Source organism: Paenibacillus sp. Negev47, from assembly GCF_058313655.1.
The window spans coordinates 523,343-542,148 of record NZ_CM177754.1 but is presented as its reverse complement, the minus strand read 5'-3'; the positions used below and the strand labels follow the sequence as shown (position 1 = coordinate 542,148).

General features: G+C 46.4%; 13 protein-coding genes. 4 read left to right on the top strand and 9 right to left on the bottom strand.

Annotation, left to right across the window (positions count from 1 at the left end; all coding sequences use genetic code 11):
• Window positions 1–213: 213 nt before the first annotated feature.
• Window positions 214–2,925, bottom strand: a complete 2,712-nt coding sequence (locus AC4G47_RS02605) for an S-layer homology domain-containing protein (protein WP_491106627.1) — start codon at window positions 2,923–2,925, stop codon at window positions 214–216.
• A gap of 364 nt (window positions 2,926–3,289) precedes the next feature.
• Between AC4G47_RS02605 and AC4G47_RS02600 the strand changes: the two genes are divergently transcribed.
• Both AC4G47_RS02600 and AC4G47_RS02595 read left to right on the top strand, forming a co-directional pair.
• Complete coding sequence (locus AC4G47_RS02600) at window positions 3,290–5,611, top strand: AraC family transcriptional regulator (RefSeq protein WP_491104639.1); 2,322 nt, start codon at window positions 3,290–3,292, stop codon at window positions 5,609–5,611.
• A 132-nt stretch (window positions 5,612–5,743) separates the two neighbouring features.
• Window positions 5,744–7,282: an extracellular solute-binding protein gene (locus tag AC4G47_RS02595; RefSeq protein WP_491104638.1), complete on the top strand. Its 1,539-nt coding sequence runs from the start codon at window positions 5,744–5,746 to the stop codon at window positions 7,280–7,282.
• 29 nt (window positions 7,283–7,311) lie between these two features.
• Here the strand turns inward: AC4G47_RS02595 and AC4G47_RS02590 are convergent, their stop codons facing one another.
• The 7 genes from AC4G47_RS02590 to AC4G47_RS02560 form a co-directional block, all read right to left on the bottom strand.
• Entirely contained in the window at window positions 7,312–7,551 is a 240-nt protein-coding gene (locus tag AC4G47_RS02590; protein WP_458125114.1) for a YezD family protein, read from the bottom strand.
• A 156-nt stretch (window positions 7,552–7,707) separates the two neighbouring features.
• A complete protein-coding gene (gene cysW, locus AC4G47_RS02585) occupies window positions 7,708–8,583 on the bottom strand; it encodes a sulfate ABC transporter permease subunit CysW (RefSeq protein WP_491104637.1) in 876 nt (291 codons plus the stop codon).
• A gap of 67 nt (window positions 8,584–8,650) precedes the next feature.
• Window positions 8,651–9,487, bottom strand: a complete 837-nt coding sequence (cysT, locus tag AC4G47_RS02580) for a sulfate ABC transporter permease subunit CysT (RefSeq protein WP_491104636.1) — start codon at window positions 9,485–9,487, stop codon at window positions 8,651–8,653.
• Window positions 9,488–9,574: 87 nt separating this feature from the next.
• Window positions 9,575–10,654 carry a sulfate ABC transporter substrate-binding protein gene (locus AC4G47_RS02575; protein ID WP_491104635.1) on the bottom strand — a complete coding sequence of 360 codons (1,080 nt, stop codon included), beginning with the start codon at window positions 10,652–10,654 and terminating at the stop codon, window positions 9,575–9,577.
• A 483-nt stretch (window positions 10,655–11,137) separates the two neighbouring features.
• Entirely contained in the window at window positions 11,138–13,015 is a 1,878-nt protein-coding gene (locus AC4G47_RS02570; protein WP_491104634.1) for a rhamnogalacturonan lyase, read from the bottom strand.
• A 303-nt stretch (window positions 13,016–13,318) separates the two neighbouring features.
• Window positions 13,319–14,713 (bottom strand): helix-turn-helix domain-containing protein, encoded by a 1,395-nt coding sequence (locus AC4G47_RS02565; protein ID WP_491104633.1) that lies wholly within the window; start codon window positions 14,711–14,713, stop codon window positions 13,319–13,321.
• A 243-nt stretch (window positions 14,714–14,956) separates the two neighbouring features.
• On the bottom strand, window positions 14,957–16,012 hold the full coding sequence (locus tag AC4G47_RS02560; RefSeq protein ID WP_491104631.1) for a lactonase family protein: 1,056 nt from the start codon (window positions 16,010–16,012) through the stop codon (window positions 14,957–14,959).
• A gap of 232 nt (window positions 16,013–16,244) precedes the next feature.
• On the opposite strand from AC4G47_RS02560, the gene AC4G47_RS02555 reads away from it, so the two are divergent.
• Entirely contained in the window at window positions 16,245–17,105 is an 861-nt protein-coding gene (locus tag AC4G47_RS02555) for an AraC family transcriptional regulator (protein ID WP_491104629.1), read from the top strand.
• Between the two features lie 145 nt (window positions 17,106–17,250).
• A complete protein-coding gene (locus AC4G47_RS02550; protein WP_491104628.1) occupies window positions 17,251–17,934 on the top strand; it encodes an S-layer homology domain-containing protein in 684 nt (227 codons plus the stop codon).
• A gap of 133 nt (window positions 17,935–18,067) precedes the next feature.
• Here the strand turns inward: AC4G47_RS02550 and AC4G47_RS02545 are convergent, their stop codons facing one another.
• Window positions 18,068–18,694, bottom strand: a complete 627-nt coding sequence (locus AC4G47_RS02545) for a nitroreductase family protein (RefSeq protein WP_458125106.1) — start codon at window positions 18,692–18,694, stop codon at window positions 18,068–18,070.
• Between the last annotated feature and the right edge of the window lie 112 nt (window positions 18,695–18,806).

Below are 18,806 nucleotides of genomic sequence, written 5' to 3'. Positions count from 1 at the left end.
CACCTCCATTTTTTGACTTTAGAGGCTGGACTTTCATTAATTATATCCTGCGTGTCTCTTACCACGTAAAAAAGGGCTGAAACTACAATGTAGTTCAGCCCTTTTCTATATACTGATCTTTTCTTGCGAAGAATGATCGGAAGGTTATTCTGTCATCGAAGTGGCATGTGTAACGGTCTTGAGTTCATTTTATATAATGGATAATTACTTCACTTATTTGGCTACAACATGTGCAATGATACGACCCTTTTCGTACGTGACACTAACGTCATAACCCTCTGCAGTTACACTGTCGAATTCACCTGTAATTCCATTAGCCGTGATTAACGTAATATCTTTGGAACCTTCAATCTTATAGTTGGACAAGTCCAGATTCAGACTCCCTCCATCAATGTAGAGTTTTCTGCCGACATTCAGTTGATTGTTGCCATCAGCCACAACCAATTCCAACGTACCCTTATCCATAGTAAAGTTTCTATTCAAGTTTAATGCTCCGTCGACATCGACGACAACCGTTCCATTTTCTACATACAGATCACCCGAACCAAAAGCAGTTGCAGATTCTGCTACCAGCGTTCCGGCTTGCAGCAATGTTCCGCCTGTGTAGCTATTTTTCCCTGTCAATGTAAGTGTTCCTGTTCCTTTTTTCGTGAGCATTCCAGTACCAGTGATATCATTTCTCCACCAGTCTTGTGCATTGAAGCGCCCTTTGGAAGCGTCCATATCTACAGTTACATTGTTCAAGAATGCACCGTATCCATCCGCTGCTGATACCAGATCCAATCTACCCCAACCTTTGGATTCGTCCAAGACAGGATAACCGGAATCAATGGATGTTGTATACAACACTTCTCTGCGTTGCTCATCTGTTAAATACGGTTGTCGTGTTTCTAACAGAGCTTCTGCTCCTTGCGGTACAACTGGAGCCAAACCTTTGGTTCCTGTTTGTGGTAGACCGTACGTCAGCTTTTCTCTATAGAAGGCTTTATTGGCGTCGTGATCTTCCCATTTATTCTCATCGTATGCACTTTTGAAATTATAATCCTCTGTTACCGTGTGTGCATATTCATACAAACTCATATTTTTTTCCTTGGCTTCTGCTCCAAATACCTCTCCTGCATTTTCATAGGCCTTCTCTAACAATTCTTTGTTGTCGGCCTGATTGAATGCAAATGCAGTCATCGCTGTTGCTTGTATTCTTGCACCTATCACATCAAGCGGTGAGTGCATCCCAGCTACAATTCGATTCTCACCCATCTGAGCTGCTCTGGTTAAGAATTCAGAGAATCGTTCTGGCGTAGCATAAGCAAAAGGAAGCACGGATAAGTATGATGCACTTGTATGACCGCTTGGATATCCGCCGTCTTTTCCTCTTCCATCCTCAGCGATTCGTTTGACATAGCTTAATGCAGGAATAAGTTCAACGTTCGTTTCATATTGTTGGTACTGTTTTTCACCTGTTGTTTTCTTTCCTCCCGAAGCCAAAGGTACTTCTTTCGTCTCACCTTCACCCAATGTTTCCCACACAGGCAGTCCTTTGCTATCAACAACCTCTTTCACTTCTCCGTTTGAATTCATTCTCCATGGTCTTGGGGAAGAGTAGAAGTATTTCGCAGGGTTAGATGAAGCAGGGATTTTGAATCGAACCAGATCAACTAAAGCGACCATGTCTGCAAGCTCCGTTTTAGCCCAGTCGCTTCCGATACCCTGACTTTCATCTTCCGTCGTTTCTTCTGTCAATAAAATACTCATCTCTTCCACACTTCGTTCAACGTTTGTCTGTGGCTTAACGATATCTACATACGTGTTAGCCAACGGACCAAAGGCTTCGATCATGCTATAGATCTTATCTCTTTGGTCATCGTAGTAGGCTGCCAAAGCCTCTTCACCCGTGCGGTTTTGCGTGACATCTTCTACATATTTGATATTGGCTTCCCAAGTCGCTTTATTTCGGATCTCTGCATTCGCAAATGTTTTCTGATCGGCAACTGCTACTGTTGGATCGTTCTTAAAGCCGTCATAATATGGGGACGGTCCATCGCCATACTTTGCAACCTTATCATTAACTCCAGGTGTAGTTGCCGCTGTTCCATCTCTCCATTCCGGTTGGTTCATGGACCATACTTGTTCGAAACCGTCCAAAATATCAATAAACGGATTGGTTTCCGCAATATTTTTCAAGGTGTCGTCTCCAGCATTGGCTCCATGCTCCACGGCAGATAAACGAGCTTCATCTGCTAGGGGATTAACATTCAGTACGGTTGCCGTTCCTGTTGGCTTAGCTGGTTTGGCAGCTGTCGTAGAATCTGTTTCTACAGCCTTAACGAGTGCAGACACTGCTTCGGCACGAGTAATTGAATTAAGCGGTTTGAAGCTTCCATCTGCATATCCGGCGATAATTTTCGCTGCTGCCGCTCCACCTACAGCTCCCTTGCTCCACGCCGCAATAGAGGATGAATCACTAAACACATTCGCTGCTGTTTCATTTAACTCCAAATTAAGAATGCCAGCGATCACTTTAGCTGCTTCCTGACGTGTGATCGGATCTTGCGGCTTCATTGTGCCATCGGTGTATCCATCTATATATCCATTCGCATTTGCAATAGAAATTGCTTCGTAATACCATGCACTCTCAGACACATCGTTAAAGGTAATTTTAGCTTGTCCTGAATATCCAAAAGCACCGTTTACCAAGTTCATAAATTCTGCTCTGGTGATATACGTGTTCGGTTTAAATGAACGATCCAGGTAGCCTCGAATTAATCCTTCATCACCCCATGCTTGAATATTTGCTTCCGCCCAGTGTCCCTTAATATCAGAGAACTGAATCTTCTGATCGGCTGCAAAACTTTTCTCTGCAAACGTCGGACCTACCATAGACAACATTAGAAGTAGTGCCAGTGACTTTTTAAGTGGTTTTCTCATGGCTTGCAAATACACGCTCCCATTATCGTAAATTAATTTTTTTGCTTCTGCGTCAGCAAATGAGTAAGAAAGTCTCTATCCAGATGTCTGATCTGCCGTTACTGTAGCATTAGGGGGCGATTGGTATCTATAGAACAAATTCCGTTTTATATCAAAATCGTACGTTCTGGAGCTTTTATGCCAAGAAAAATGGAGGGAATACTATATTCGTCAATTAGAATATCTTTTTTTGTAAACGTTTCATTAACTGAAAGTAAATTATTCAGGTTAAGTTTGTTAAATTTCGGTCAACATGATTTCTAGTCCTCGGCCTACTATATAATGATGAAGTTGTTTAGACATGAGAAGTGAAGGGGGAAAAAAGATGCGTAAGCCATTTCAGTCTGTGAGATCCAGGATGGTTTTTTCCTATCTCGCTGTCGTCCTTGTCATCTCGCTTCTTTTCGGTTCCATTTTATATCTCTTCTTCTCCCATCAATACAGCAAAGAAATTCGAATCAATAATCAGCTGTCGCTGAAAAATACCGTCAATTATATTGAAAGCTCCGTCATCCAGAAGGTGAATCAGGTCTATCTGTCTCTGGCTTTGGGTAGCTCCATCAATATTGATTTAGATAGCATAAAAGGAAACCATGGCAAGATTCTGGACATCGAACAATTACTCAAAAGTAAGGTGCAAAATTATTCCGACCTCATTGAAGCCATTCATGTGTACGATGCGAAGAACCATTGGATGATCTCATCTGTATATGGGCTGTTGCTCTATGAGGACACGCCTTCGAGTGCGGATCATACTACGGATTGGATTGTTGCGATGAAAGAGACTGAAGAAAGCTCCTTATGGATGCAAACTCGCATGGTTCCTCAGGATGCGTATATTGAATCGCCTGAGCAGACCAACGTGAGCCCTTTGATTTCCTATGTTCACAGCTACCCGTTTCAATCTTCTGGACAAGACAGTAAGGTCATGATAGCAATTGATATCAAAGAATCAGCGATCAGTCAGATCATTAAAAATATGATTCCTTCTGACTATGATAGTACATTAATCGTAGATCAGGACGGGACCGTCATTTCTGCCGCAGACAAATCCTTGTTAGGTAGCTCCACGGAGGAGAATTTATCTCAGTCGTTGCTCTCCATTCATTCTTCAAATGAGAGCTTCACGCCTGTATTTAACCATGGATCTTATGTCGTGTCCCAAGATCAATTCAAAGGAAATGGATGGCGGATTTACACCACCACACCCAATAAAAGTTTTTATAATAAATTGGATAGTTTGAAGGAAATCTCGATTCTTCTTTGCTTGTTAGCTATCGCGGTTGGGATTGCGATGTCGTCCATCTTTACGACCGCCAATTATAGTCCTCTAAAGCGAATCCTGAATAATATCAAGAGCCGGATGGATAGCCCCACCAGCCTCAAACAGGATGAATATCGCTTCATTGATACGGCAATTAACAGTCTGTCCAACAAAGTGGATAGTCTGGAGGAAACACTGCAAGCCAATCACAAAATGATTAAGCATAGCATCATGCTCAATATGTTAAATAATCGATTCACACCCGAGGAACTTACGGAGCAACTGCAGTCTGTTCACATTTCAATGACCTACTCTCGCTTCCGTTGCATCATCATTGACCCCGTCAATGAGAAATGGAAGGATCTGCAGCCACGACAGTTGCAGCATACGTTGTATACGATGATCCAGCAACTGGAGATCGCAGAAATGGACGGAACTCAACTGCTGGCAGAGGAATTGCAGGATCACAAAATAGCAGTAATCATCTGTACCAACCAACCCGAAGAACCTCTCTCTGATCACATTGTGGACTTTATTCACACTGAGGCAAGAAACAGGTTCGGTCTGGATTTCGTATTATCACTGGGCGGATGGGTAGAGCATTTCACGAAGATCCACACCAGCTATCATCAGGCGAATACCTTGATTCGATACAGCTATTTCTTTCCCGATCAGTCTGCCATTCAGGATCTTGATCTTCTGAACAGGGAAACCAGCAGCTTGGAAATTCCGGACATATACCTCGTAAACTTTGAGAAAAAATTGCAGACTCGTGATGTGCACGGCACAGTTCAGGCCATTCAGGAGTTGGTCGCGACGATAAAGGAAGGCATGTATTCAGCCGAATACAGTCGGATCATATTACTAAAAACGGTCTCCATTTACTCTGAGTGTATCAGTCAGGTGCGTTGGCAACCCACCGATGCCAGCTCATTGAATTTGTACAAGCAATTTGCATCGTTCTACAATATCAACCGCTATTCGAAATGGATGATCCATCTCGTGACCGAATTTGTGATGCATATGGAGAAGCGAAGCGAGGTACGGAGTGTGGATACCATCTCGGCGGTCAAAGCCTATATTCACGAGAACTTATCGGGCGATCTCACGCTGGATCATGTCTCAGAACAAGTATTCATCAGCCCTAAATATCTCAGTAAACTCTTCAAGGAGGAAACCGGGATTGTCTATTCCGAATATGTTACGAACCAGAGGATGGAACGTGCACGGGAACTCATGACACAACGCGAAATTACGGTTGAGCAGGTCGCAAATACGGTTGGTTACCGTACCCCTGCTTATTTCATTAAGAAGTTCAAAGAAATTCACGGCTGTACACCGAAAAACTTCATGCGCAGTCTAATGGAACAAGGATCTATATAGGTTCAATTTATAATTAAGAAAGGAACTGCTATGAACCTCAACCTTTCAAAAAAACTATATCTATTGTTTGCTACATCTATTCTTATTGGATTGATGAGCGGTTGTACCGTTCTAAACAGGGAATCAGCACAAGTGCAACAGCAGGAACATTCAGCAAGCTCTGAGAAGGACACAGCACCGGAATACACGATTTCCTGGACCATGCATCAAAATGTCCCTGTTCCTGAGAACGCTGAGATGATTACCTATATTGAGGATCAGTTTGATGTCAATCTGGAGGTGTGGAACCTTGAGAACAAGCGCTATGAAGAGCTGATGGAACTGGAGCTGGTTCAAGGGAAGATACCGGATCTGTTCCGAATCAGACAGCCGCATGATCTGCTCAAGTATCAGATGCAAGGGGTATTAGCAGAAATTCCATCGGATGTTCTTGAAGAACATGCACCGAATATTGTAAAGCGAATTCGCGATTATGATTCACGTTACTTGGAGTATGGAAAAATAAACGACAGATTATATGGGATTCCGGTCATCAATCAGACTAACATCTATCAAACCCCTGTCGTATACCGAGAGGACTGGCTTACGCGGCTTGGTCTGGACGTTCCGAAGACATTAGATGAATTCGAAACGGTTATGTATGCTTTTGCCAAAGATGATCCGGACGGAAATGGTAAACAGGATACGTATGGCCTATCCAAGGAGGGCTTAAATGTTGTATTTGGCGCGTTTGGACAATCCGTTTTTACCGAGCAGCTGTACTTTAATGAGAAAAACAACCAACTCGTAATCGGTGCTTTGGAGCCTGAGATGAAAAAGGCCCTGACTTATATGCAAAAGTGGTATCAGGACGGGATTATCGACCCTGAATTTATAACCGGCGAGAATAAAGGCGGCTATAAGCATCTATCCCATGCTTTTATTAATGGCAAAATTGGGATGACCTCGATGGGTAACTACTATCATTGGAATCAAGCAGGAGATTACAGTGTCCCCAACGAAAATGGCCAAGAAACCCCAGTGAAAGCCTCGTTTAATGTGAATGAGCTGCTACAGAAGAACGCAGCTGCAGAGATTGTATTTGGTTCTCCTGTTATTGGTCCGGATGGACATAGCGGTTCTAAAGGAAATAATCTGCTGATGAATTTTATTGCTATTGGAGCTGAGGCTGCGAAAGAGCCGGGGAAACTGGAGAAAATTTTGGAGATACTGGATTATGTAAGTGCCAACCCCGATCCGGTCGAGCAGATCAAAATGGAGTATGGCCTTCCAGGAAAGCACTGGGACTGGAGCGCTGAACCATCAAGATCATTTCATTTACTTCCTCCATATAGCAGTATGGAGAATTACACCAATATGATTGGCTCAAGTATCGGCATGATGGTTCCAGGTACGCCTTCGGACAAACGTGAACAGTGGGCTGCATCTGCAGGGTTGACGGAGCATGGTATCTATAATCGCCTGGAGGTTGCAACCCCTGCTCTGATTCAATATTCATCTGAGTTGATTCGCATGAGAGACAGAGCGTACATCTCCATCATCACTGGCGATCAGCCTGTGGGGTATTTCGATACCTTTGTGGAAGAATTCATGGATGCAGGTGGGCAACAGGTGCTACTTGAAGCGAATAAATGGTCTAAGGAGAATTTGGAGACAAATCCTGCCCAATAGGCGGGACGTATTGGAAGCGACGTCACTCTCTATCCCTTCGCACTCGCATTCGATCCGCGCAGGGATCGGGGTGAAGTGCTTCGTGCAGTGCTGCCGGATTTGGAGGTGCTACCTGAGGGCGTATTTTCAAAACGCTTGCGCTCGGTCCGCTCCATCTGCACAATCTGACCTTCGTGTACCACGATGTGCAATGAACCAAACTCCATGTCATTCAGCTGTCCGGCAATTCGGTCCAACCATACCTCATCCACTTTTAACGGCTTAGCCATAGAGCCGCCTCCTCTTCTCGGGCTACTGCCCGCTATAGTCCTCGATGCGTTGTCATCCAACTGATTTATAATTCATTCTTATCCAACCTATATACTTGGTTTATACATTAGCAGGGCTTCCAGTAGCTGTCAATCTGTATTTTCTTCTTCTCATAATCACTTTTCTGAAACCGCTTTGTGTCCAAGCCAGCTCTTGAGCAGCAACGTGGCGAGAGCCAGAATAAGTAATAAGGACGCCACGGCAAACGAAGCCGAGAATTGATATTCGTTATACAAAATCTCCACATGCAGCGGCAGCGTATTCGTCTCTCCGCGGATATGTCCTGATACCACAGATACGGCTCCGAACTCGCCCATAGCACGGGCATTACACAGAATAATACCGTACAGCAGCCCCCATTTGATGTTGGGCAAAGTTACACTCCAGAAGATTCGCCACCCGGAAGCACCCAGCGTAACCGCTGCTTCCTCTTCCCTGGTTCCCTGGTCCTCCATCAGTGGAATCAGCTCCCTCGCTACGAAGGGGAAGGTAATAAACAACGTTGCAATGACAATGCCCGGCAGCGCAAAAATGATTTTGATATCATGCTCGGACAGCCACGGCCCAAACCACCCATTCGAACCAAAGACCAATACAAAAATCAACCCGCCCACCACAGGCGAAATCGAAAAGGGAAGATCAATCAGGGTGATCATGAGCCCCTTGCCTTTGAACTGGAACTTGGTAATGACCCAGGCAGCGGCCACGCCAAATACCGTATTCAACGGTACCGTAATCGCCGCAACCAATAACGTAAGCTTCAGCGCAGACATGGCATCCGGTTCGGTAAGAGCCGCGATATATACGCCCCAGCCTTGCTTCAACGCCTCCATGAGCACGATTACCAACGGTAGAATCAACAGCCATATCAACACCAGACTTGCCAATCCGATTAACAACCATTTGACCCATGGAGCTTCCGTCGTTGCACGGTTCGTTCCACGGCTGGTCTTTATGGGTGGAACAGGGCTCAGTGGGACGGAACCCGCCATATGCTGCACCTCCTTTGGTTTGGGTGAGTGACATCTGTTTGTACCCTTATTCCATCTTGCTTCATCGTCATGCTCTGCCCGCCTTCCGGCTCCAACGCTGCAAGGAATTAATAATCAGCAAGAGGATGAAAGAAACCATCAGCAGCAGCAAAGCAACAGCTGTAGCACCTGCATAATCGAACTGCTCCAGCTTGGCCATGATCAGCAAGGGGGCAATTTCCGTTTTCATCGGCATATTGCCTGAGATAAATACAACGGAGCCATATTCGCCAATGCCCCGGGCAAAAGCCAGAGCAAACCCGGTCAGCAGCGGCGGAATCAGATCCGGCAGCAGAATGGTACGGAATATCCGCCATCGCCCTGCTCCCAGTGTGGCAGCCGCCTCTTCTACCTCCGCCTCCAGTTCCTCCAGCACAGGCTGCACTGTACGTACCACAAATGGAATTCCGATAAACATCAGTGCCAGCGTAATCCCGGCCTGTGAATAGGCCAGCTTAATACCCAAAGGCTCTACAAATTGTCCAATCCAGCCATTGCCGGCATAGATCGCCGTAAGGGCAACCCCTGCTACTGCCGTCGGCAAGGCAAAGGGCAGATCAATGACCGCATCAAACAGCCTTTTGCCCGGGAATTCATACCGAACAAGCACCCATGCCAGGAGTAGCCCCAGCACGAGATCAATCAGGGCCGCTGCACCTGCGGTCAGGAAGCTGACTTGGAAGGAAGCTAGCACCCTGGGGTTGGTCGCAACCTCAATCATGGTTGCCCACGTCAGCCCTGTGGAGTTAAACAACAGCGCAGCCAATGGAATAAGTACAACCAGGCTCAGGTAGAGTACACTGTAACCCATCGTTAATCCGAATCCCGGCAATGTGCGTCTCCGCGCCACCATCACCTTGCTCATGCACGTTCATCCTCTCTGCCTTCAGCCGGTAAGGCTGGTTGGCCGCTCACAGCGCGATTGATCAGGTGTCCATTGAACAGAGCAACCTTAGCTGCCTGGAACATAGATCTGGTCGAAGATACCACCGTCATTGAAATGTTTGGCTTGGGTATCCCGCCATGTTCCAAATACATCATTCAATGTGAACAGTTCAAGCGCCGGGAACTGATCCTTGAATTTTTCCTCCACGCTATCCAGCGTTGGGCGGTAATAATTTTCAGCAGCAATCGTCTGTCCCTCTTCACTGTACAAATATTTCAGATAGGCATCCGCCACGTCGCGGCTTCCTTTTTTGTCTGTATTTTTGTCCACAATCGCAACCGGTGGTTCAGCCAAAATACTGACGGAAGGCACAACAATATCGAATTTGTCCGGACCCAACTCTTTTACCGATAGGAAAGCTTCATTCTCCCAGGCAAGCAGCACATCACCGATGCCACGTTCAACAAACGTCGTCGTAGACCCGCGCGCACCCGAATCCAGTACAGGCGCATGCTTGAACAATTCTCCAACGAATTCCTTCGCCTTCTCTTCGTCATTGTTGTTTTGCTTGAGGGCATATCCCCATGCCGCCAAATAGTTCCAACGTGCTCCACCGGACGTTTTGGGGTTCGGGGTGATGACTTGTGTATCCCCTTTGATCAGATCATCCCAGTCCTTGATGCCTTTTGGATTGCCTTTACGTACAAGGAATACAATCGTAGAGGTATACGGCGCGCTGTTATGCTCGTATTTATCCTGCCAGCCTTCGTTAATCAGACCTTTATCTTCAATCGCATCAATGTCGTATCCCAATGCCAGCGTCACCACATCCGCATCCAGTCCGTCAATGACAGAACGACTCTGCTTACCCGAGCCCCCGTGGGATTGCTTGATGGTCACTTCCTGACCTTTCTCTTTCAGCCAATGCGCCGCAAACGCTTTGTTATATTGCTCATAGAGTTCCCGCGTTGGGTCATAGGAAACATTCAGCAGTTCGATGGCCTTGGCCCCTTCTGTGCCGCCTTCCTCTCCCCCTGATGTTCCTGCCGCACTGGACCCGCCGCTATCCGATCCGCATGCTGCCAGAACTCCTGTTAACACCAGTGCCAGACCAACCAGAATACCCTTGTGAATTCTCTTTTTCATTAAATAACACTCCCCCGATATAGATCTGCATGACTACCTCAGGCCGGCTGAACAGGATGGAACGCCCCATATAAAAACAAGAAGACGGAGGAACCCCCGCGCACTTCTCCCCATAAAGTCATGCCGGCTTAAGGCCGTGCATGCTCCATCCGGAAAGGATGCGCTGCGGTGTTCCTCCGTCTATACGGTGAGAACGTTATTCTGTTCAGATTGCATTGTTGCATGTGTCTGTAAAATGACCGCTTTCACAATGAAAACAGATTCATTTTTATTATTCCTACCTGTTTAGTAAGTTATATATGTATAATAAAGGCAGTCTATATACCTGTCAAACGTTTTTTCCGATTTTTACCGGATTTTTGCACCATTGGCAAATAAAAGAGGAACAACGAACCAACGTCCGTTGATCCCCTCAGCGATTCTTATCCTTCACTGTCTATTGTAAACATGAACGGAATTGGACTGCCACGCCTAGTCCATTCCTCATCTGCCCGCATACCGGATATTGGGTACCGGTGGTGTGCTCATTCCTTCTCCGAGATAAAAGCCGGTGTGCGGCGGTTGATTGTAGGCTACATTTTGCCAAGCGACGCCAAGACGGTACACTGGATCATGCATCAGCGTGTAGATGCGTTTGTCCGTAACTGCTGTTGTGGTATAGATCCGCAGCGCTGAGCTGTCATTCGTCCGCCATACCACTTCCTCTCTCCAGTCCCCGAACAGATCGGCCTGCAGATTCGGCGTAGACTTGGTTCCGTTATTGGAAGATACGCCGGATGCAGTGAGCAGGTTCACCGTCGTGCTGTTGGCATAGTTCCACTTGTCGATTCGGTTGCTGTCCAGCAGTTCACGGAGCAAGTCACCATCCCACCAGATACCAAAATTCGTGGAAGAAGGTAGGGTTGTTCCGAGTTTCTGCCCTTTGGCCGTGTACAGGCTGCCGTCTGCCCATACTTCGGCGCCTTTATATCTTGGATCGATATCCGCCGCCATGCCGCGTCCAATATCCTTCGTTGTTTTGACTCCCCAGATTAACTGGCCAGTACCTGCATCACGGAATTCTACTCCGGCATTGGATGGCGTCTCATGAACCTGAAATACCTCAAGTCCGGGGCGATCCGGGTCCAGGTCACTCAGATGCATGGCATCGCCATGATGAAGTCCTGTCGTGTACAATCCTTTGCCGTTGTCATCCACCGCCATGGCACCATAGACGATCTCGTCTTTCCCATCTCCATCTACGTCCGCCACACTCAGATTGTGATTGCCTTGCCCAGCATAACCGGAATTGCCAGATGTATTGGAATCAAATGTCCATTGTTTGGTCAGCTGTCCATTCCGCCAGTTATAGGCCACAAGCACACTGCGCGTATAATACCCGCGAGCCATCACCAGACTTGGACGCTCTCCATCAAGGTAAGCAATGGCAGCAAGGAATCGGTCCACCCGATTGCCGTAGTTGTCTCCCCAACTGGATACATTGCCACGCGCCGGTTCGTAGTTCACCGTGGAGAGCGCTTTGCCAGTCTGCCCATTGAATACCGTCAGGAATTCGGGGCCAGACAATACATAACCGCTGGAATTGCGGTAATCCTTGCTTGCATCCCCGATGACCACGCCAGTGCCATCCTTGGTGCCATCGGCTGTTTTCATCGCGACCTCGGCTTTGCCGTCACCGTCCAGATCGTAGACCATAAACTGGGTGTAGTGAGCACCCGCGCGAATATTTTTGCCCAGACTAATCCGCCAGAGGCGTGTTCCGTTCAATTTGTAGGCATCGATAAACACTTCCCCCGTATAACCGCTCTGGGAGTTATCCTTGGCGTTGGAGGGGTCCCACTTCACGATCAATTCATACTCACCATCACCATCCAGGTCACCTGCACTGGCATCATTGGCACTGTAGGTATAGGCTACTCCATCGGGCGTTGTCCCACCTGCGGGTACATTAAGCGGTACAGACAGATAGTTGTTGCCCCATACGCTCGCTGCCGTTGAAGCAGCCTGCTCCGTTCCACTGACTACAGCGCGAACCGTGTATTTGGAACTGCTTGTCCCGCTTGCATCCTGAAGGTTGGTGCTGTTCGTTATGGGCGATGCGTTCACCTTGGTTCCATCCCGATAGACGTTAAACGATACATTCGAACCTTCCGTTCCCAAGAGTCGCCAACTGACAAACACACCTGTCCCGGTCTTTATAGCCACCACACCGCGATCCAGAAATTCCATCTGCCTTGCACCCGCTGCATGTGTTACTGGCGTGTTGCCCAGGCCAAGCGAAGTAACCAACAACGCGGAACTCAACAACGATACTCCGGCTGTACGTAATGCGCGCTTCCACAGTGATGATCGATTTCCCATAAACAATTGCCTCCCCAATTGTATTGGTAAGCCCGATGCCCTTGTAGCGCCATCTTTTATGTAAGCGCTTTAATACATCCATTTTAAATTAAACATTTAATTCCATCTATAGGTCTAATTTAGTAATTTAAAGAATAATTTGATGTAAATAATAGATTTTCATAAAAAACAGCACTCTCAATAAATTTGAGAATGCTGTTTAAACCCCTTGAATACACGATTTTCATTTACTACTACAATTAGCCGCCACCTGCTCCATGTCCCATTAATGTATAGATTATTGGGTTCATTACGATTGAAACACTACATAGAGTCAACAAAAACGATACTTTTTTCTGCATTGATCCGCTGCACCTCGCTTGATAATAATTTGAATTTTTGTTTTGCAACTGAATCGGCCCGATCCCTGTATTGCTCAAACAAGGTCATACACGTAATAATATTCCGATCACTATTTATTTTAACTGAAAAATGCAAACCTTCCAAAATTAGATTAATTGCATCATGACGATGTTTTGTAAGATTATATACTCCTAAATCACTTAAAAACTGTGCGTAACTCTCGCCCATAATTGAATGATTGTACTCCCCAAATTCAGTCTTGTATGTACGTAAGGGGATATAGTCGGAGAAACGATCCAAAATGTGATCAATGTTTACGCCAAATTTATTTGCAGCTCGTACTATATATCGAAGGGCCATGAAGATTTCGTCTTTACGTCCCTCAATATAATTCGCATAATCGGGAATAACATCCACTTCTCCAGACATTAAACGATAGAGATACGTATTGGCTACAGCCCACTCTTCAAACTGCTTCAAGATACGACGGGATTCTTCATCGTCCTCTTTCACCCAGCTTTGTCCGTCAGCATATAACTTCACAAAGTCGAGTGCTCGAACATAGTCCCTGTGTTCCTCATATACAGTGGATTGGATCAGCCAGGAGTATAGTATATAAAAATATAGGGGACGCTCTGTCCGTTTCATCTCCTGATTCTTACGTTTACGGTTGTTACTTGCCTCATACTGTATCTGGGCTAAAAGCAACATCTTGTCAGAAAGCTCGCTAACCTTATTCCATTTATGAACTGCCATAAACACATGAATCAAATGTTTCAGCGCATCCAGTTGATACGACTCATCCAGTCGATCCACATAGGGCTCGAACAAGATAGCCATCCTTAGATTTTCCTCCAGATTCTCACCTTGTCCAATTAAAAACATGCGATACTGACACATGGCAAGCCGTTCGGAATGCTGATATTTCTCAACCTCACTCACACTCTTATATAACAATGCCGCGCTAGACCACTGATTTCGTTCAAATAATTGTTCTGCCATCTCAAATAGTTCTGTCGCATAATCCAAGTCGTCCAGTAGCCGATGGAGAATCTGCTCAATGCAGTCCAGCCGATTCAGTTCGGCACTTCGGAGAATGAACGGTCTGATCCGCCGCATGGATACAGAATAAGCGAAACATTCTTCCACATAGTCGGCAAAAAAATGATCCGCTGCCACGCCCATTCCTGATGAGATCGCTATTAACTGGCTCACGGATATGGGACGATTCCCATGTAAAATACGACTAATTGTGCCTGTATTAATGCCAGATACTTCTGAGAATCGGGAGAGCGTCATGCTGTTCTTATCGATAAACTGGGTTAATTGCTCCCGAATTGAATTTGCAGGTTCCAAGGAAAGCACCACCCTTCGTGCAACATCCAGATTTTAGGTTTCATCACCATATATTCTGATCATAATGAACGTTCGAACGATGGTCAATAAAAAAATGTGATAATTGCCACTATTTTCAAGTTAATCCCTTAAAAATACTAAAAAAAGCTGTAAAACCATGCGTTCCTCCATGATTTCACAGCTTATAGATCACTTTTCAGATGTAATATTCCACTTACACTTCTCAATTCACCGTATTACAACTCATACCACAGGCGCAATACATACCGGACGAGGCAGTTCCAGCTTGAACCCGTTATGCGTCAGACGCCCGTCTTCTTCACTGATCTGGAAACCTACGAGGTTATTGCTATCCTGGTTCGCCACCACTAGAATGCCACCTGGAAGCAGATTGAAGTTACGCGGTGTCTGCCCAATCGTGGACGTCCACTCTACGGCTTCCAACTTACCGCTCTCCTGATCAATGTGATAGAGCACGATGCTGTCATCTCCCCGATTCGATGCATACAGGAAACGACCACATGGAGATACACGGATGTCTGCGGCCGTACCTTCTCCCTTATGCCCTTCTGGAAGTGTCGAGATGTGCTGCAACGTAGTGAACTCACCTCTGCGCTCATCGTACAGGAATGCCGTAACCGTGTTGTCCAATTCATTGATTACATAAGCCCACTTGGAGTTGGGATGGAACACAAGATGCCTTGGGCCAGCGCCTGGCCGCTGATTCGTCTCACGATGCGTAACCAGACGTCCTTCTTCCAAGCGATACACAATAATCTGATCCAGGCCAAGGTCACACACGACAGCATACTGTCCGGAGGGATCTGGCTGGATGGAGTGTGCATGTGGCCCTTCCTGGCGTTCTTCGTTGATTCCACTTCCCGTGTGCTCCACCCATGCACTCATCTCACCGAGCGTCCCCTGATCGCCTACCGGGAATACATTGACACTGCCGCTACTATAGTTGGATGTGAATACCCATTGACCATCCTTCGAGACAGACACATAACATGGGGAAGCCCCTCTGGTCTGCTTTCGATCCATCAGGTGCAGTTCACTCGTTGCCGCATCTCTCCGATAAACCAACACTTCTCCCTCGTCTGTCTCACTCGCCACATATAGACAGTTTGCGTCCGGGCATAGCGCCAGATAAGAAGGATTGCTCACACCCTCCATGTGATTCACGATTCGCATCTCTCCTGTATCCGTATTCAGCGCACATAGGAATATGCCCGGTTCATCCGCTGAAGCATACGTACCTGTATAGAAAAACGTTTCCTGAGTTGTGACTGGTTCCATATCTAATCTCTCCCTTATCCTGTATTTTCATTGGTCTGATTCTTCCCACTGGTATGTACTTACCCAATTCACGGGCAACTGCTTCACTTCCTGTAACGTGGCTTTCTAAATTAGATCATAACCAGTGAGCGTTCTCATTCTGTCATTGACTCCCTTATCCCCTCTCACCATAATACAGAGTATGAGACCTAACAACAGACCACCCCTACTGCGTAAATCAGACGGATTTCGTATGCAAAAACTCATTGTGCTTCCGGACCCGCTGCTGCAAGAAGCCGCAGCTTATCCAGTCACGTCGGGGTTATACGTTACGGATATCGGTTACTTTCACGAAGCAGAACATCATTACCGTGACCGTCCCGATGGTTGTGAATCACATATTCTGATGTACTGTTCCCAAGGCACAGGCTGGTATACGATAGATGGCGGCAAGACGTATGAAGTCCGCCCGGGAAACCTCACCATATTGCCAGCACATATTCCTCATGTGTATGGTGCCAACGCAGCTGAACCATGGAGCATCTTCTGGATTCATCTACGCGGCGATCACGCTTTATCCTACATAGAACCATTGTTGACCCATCATATTTCTACTATGCCACCGGCCAAGGCTCAGAAATGGCTTGAGCTTTTCCATGAATGTTACGGCGCGTTAGAGACGGGTTACTCCATACAGACAATGACTTATGCCTCCCAGATTATTGGTTATATGCTTGGTATGCTTGCTTATGGGCCGGAAACGACAGGAACAGATGGCGGGGTCGTCAGCAGCAAACGTGCGGCTGAACAATCTGTTCAGTATATGCTGGAGCATCTGGAGAACGGAATCACCCTCAAGGAACTGGCGGCACACGCGCGGCTGTCTGTCCCTCATTACTCACAGTTGTTCAAGCAAGCTACCGGTCATTCGCCCATCGATTATTTTCTGCGGCTCAAGATCCAGCATTCCTGCCGCTATCTGGACTTTACCGATTGGACCGTGAAGCAGATCAGTTCCGAGCTTGGTTTCAAGGACCCCTACTACTTCTCCCGTCTGTTCAGCAAAATGATGGGACGTTCACCCACGGATTATCGAAATAAATCCAAAGGTTAGAGGCCGTGCCTTCACTTAACCCTTTCTGAATGCTCATGAATTCAGTTGGAAAATTGCAGCAACCTTTTGTACAGAAGGGTCGTCTATAGGAGCAAATAACTTTTATATAAAGGGATTATCTCTGGAAAAGTGAGGCGAACCTATCATGAAAAAAAATATGATTGCTGCATTAACTGCCGGAGCTCTGCTCACGCTCTCTCTAAGTGCAGGACCAATGAACGCGGCGCCAGCCCAATTTACGGATATTCAAGGCGTGGCAGGAGCGGACAAAATCGAATCGCTTCATCAGGATGGATTCATCAAAGGCGTGAGCGACAGCTTGTTCAAGCCTGAACAGGAGTTAAATACCGCTCAGGGCATCCAATTGATTGCGGACGGACTGAATCTGAATCTGGACACCATTCGTTTTATCAAACAGCCGCTCCCAAGTGACCACTTCTCTAATGTAAAAGATGGCGTATGGTACAGTGATGCATTTATCCGCGCCCAATATAATGGAATTCAGATGTCACAGGATATTGATCCGTCCAAAGCGCTCACTCGTGAACAGTACACCCTGTTCCTGATGCAAGGCATTGAAGCCAAAGGCGGTCTGCCGATGATTAATATCAAACCTGTGGACATTAACGACGAACAGGAACTTACGCCAGAGTATCAAGGTGCCATACAGCGCTCTCTGGTTCTCAAAATCAATGCACTGGATGCCGACGGCAACTTCAATCCCAAACAAACGATTACTCGTGCCGAAGCAGCCGTTATGATGTATAACGCAATCGAGTATCTGGAATCTTTCCATGCACCGCAAATCCCGGAAACACCTGAGAAGTAATATTTCTATGAAAAAGCTGCCTCTTCGGTAGAACCCTCCTATGCCAAACAGCCGCATCTTCCTTTAACAGGAATGTGCGGCTGTTTGCATTATACCTATATGACTGATGTAATCATCAGATTAGCTTTTTAACTTAGAAAGAACCTTTAACTACAACTTCGGACAACGGTAAACGTCCTGATGGGTGGGCTGGCTGTGCAGCTTTACCTACCGTAATTAACAATGTTGGCACAAAACGTGCTGGAATGTTGAAGGTTTCAATCAATTTCTGCGGATTGTATCCACCGATCGGGCAAGTGTCGTAACCCAGGGAGCGTGCAGCAAGCATAATATTTTGGGATGCAAAGGAAGCATTGCGGATCGCTTCATCGCGAGCCGTTTGCGGGCTTTGGTAAGCACCGTTGATCTGCCCAACCAATGCGTCGCGAATCTCAGCAGTCAATGCGCCAGCTTCCACAGCTTGATCATAGATCACCGTGTTACGGTTCGCTTCGAGATCTCCGAGAACAGCAATTGTAACGGAACTGTCTGTGATTTGACTTTGTCCATAAGCAACTGGCAGCAATTTAGCTTTGTCCGCTTCGGATTCAATCACGAGGAATCTCCAATGTTGCAGGTTCCATGAAGACGGTGCTTCCCCAGCTGCTGTCAAGATTGCGTTTAGATCAGCTTCAGGCAATTCAAAACCTTTTTCGTATTTTTTGACCGCATGACGTTCGCTAATAACGCGAAGTGTTTCATTTTTTTCAATGCCTGACATGTGTTCCACTCCCCAGACTCTATTTTGTTTGTTTTTCTCTTTTACATTCGCAAGGCGATTTTGATACCAACTCTACCAAAGACTTGCCTTCCGAAAATAACATCAGCGCAGA

What these genes read in the sequence shown, in the direction of transcription:
- AC4G47_RS02545 (WP_458125106.1), bottom strand. Translation starts at nt 18,694, where the DNA reads ATGTCAGGCATTGAAAAAAATGAAACACTTCGCGTTATTAGCGAACGT.
- cysT (WP_491104636.1), bottom strand. Translation starts at nt 9,487, where the DNA reads ATGAGCAAGGTGATGGTGGCGCGGAGACGCACATTGCCGGGATTCGGA.
- AC4G47_RS02605 (WP_491106627.1), bottom strand. Translation starts at nt 2,925, where the DNA reads ATGAGAAAACCACTTAAAAAGTCACTGGCACTACTTCTAATGTTGTCT.
- AC4G47_RS02575 (WP_491104635.1), bottom strand. Translation starts at nt 10,654, where the DNA reads ATGAAAAAGAGAATTCACAAGGGTATTCTGGTTGGTCTGGCACTGGTG.
- AC4G47_RS02570 (WP_491104634.1), bottom strand. Translation starts at nt 13,015, where the DNA reads ATGGGAAATCGATCATCACTGTGGAAGCGCGCATTACGTACAGCCGGA.
- AC4G47_RS02550 (WP_491104628.1), top strand. Translation starts at nt 17,251, where the DNA reads ATGAAAAAAAATATGATTGCTGCATTAACTGCCGGAGCTCTGCTCACG.
- cysW (WP_491104637.1), bottom strand. Translation starts at nt 8,583, where the DNA reads ATGGCGGGTTCCGTCCCACTGAGCCCTGTTCCACCCATAAAGACCAGC.
- AC4G47_RS02560 (WP_491104631.1), bottom strand. Translation starts at nt 16,012, where the DNA reads ATGGAACCAGTCACAACTCAGGAAACGTTTTTCTATACAGGTACGTAT.
- AC4G47_RS02600 (WP_491104639.1), top strand. Translation starts at nt 3,290, where the DNA reads ATGCGTAAGCCATTTCAGTCTGTGAGATCCAGGATGGTTTTTTCCTAT.
- AC4G47_RS02590 (WP_458125114.1), bottom strand. Translation starts at nt 7,551, where the DNA reads ATGGCTAAGCCGTTAAAAGTGGATGAGGTATGGTTGGACCGAATTGCC.
- AC4G47_RS02555 (WP_491104629.1), top strand. Translation starts at nt 16,245, where the DNA reads ATGCAAAAACTCATTGTGCTTCCGGACCCGCTGCTGCAAGAAGCCGCA.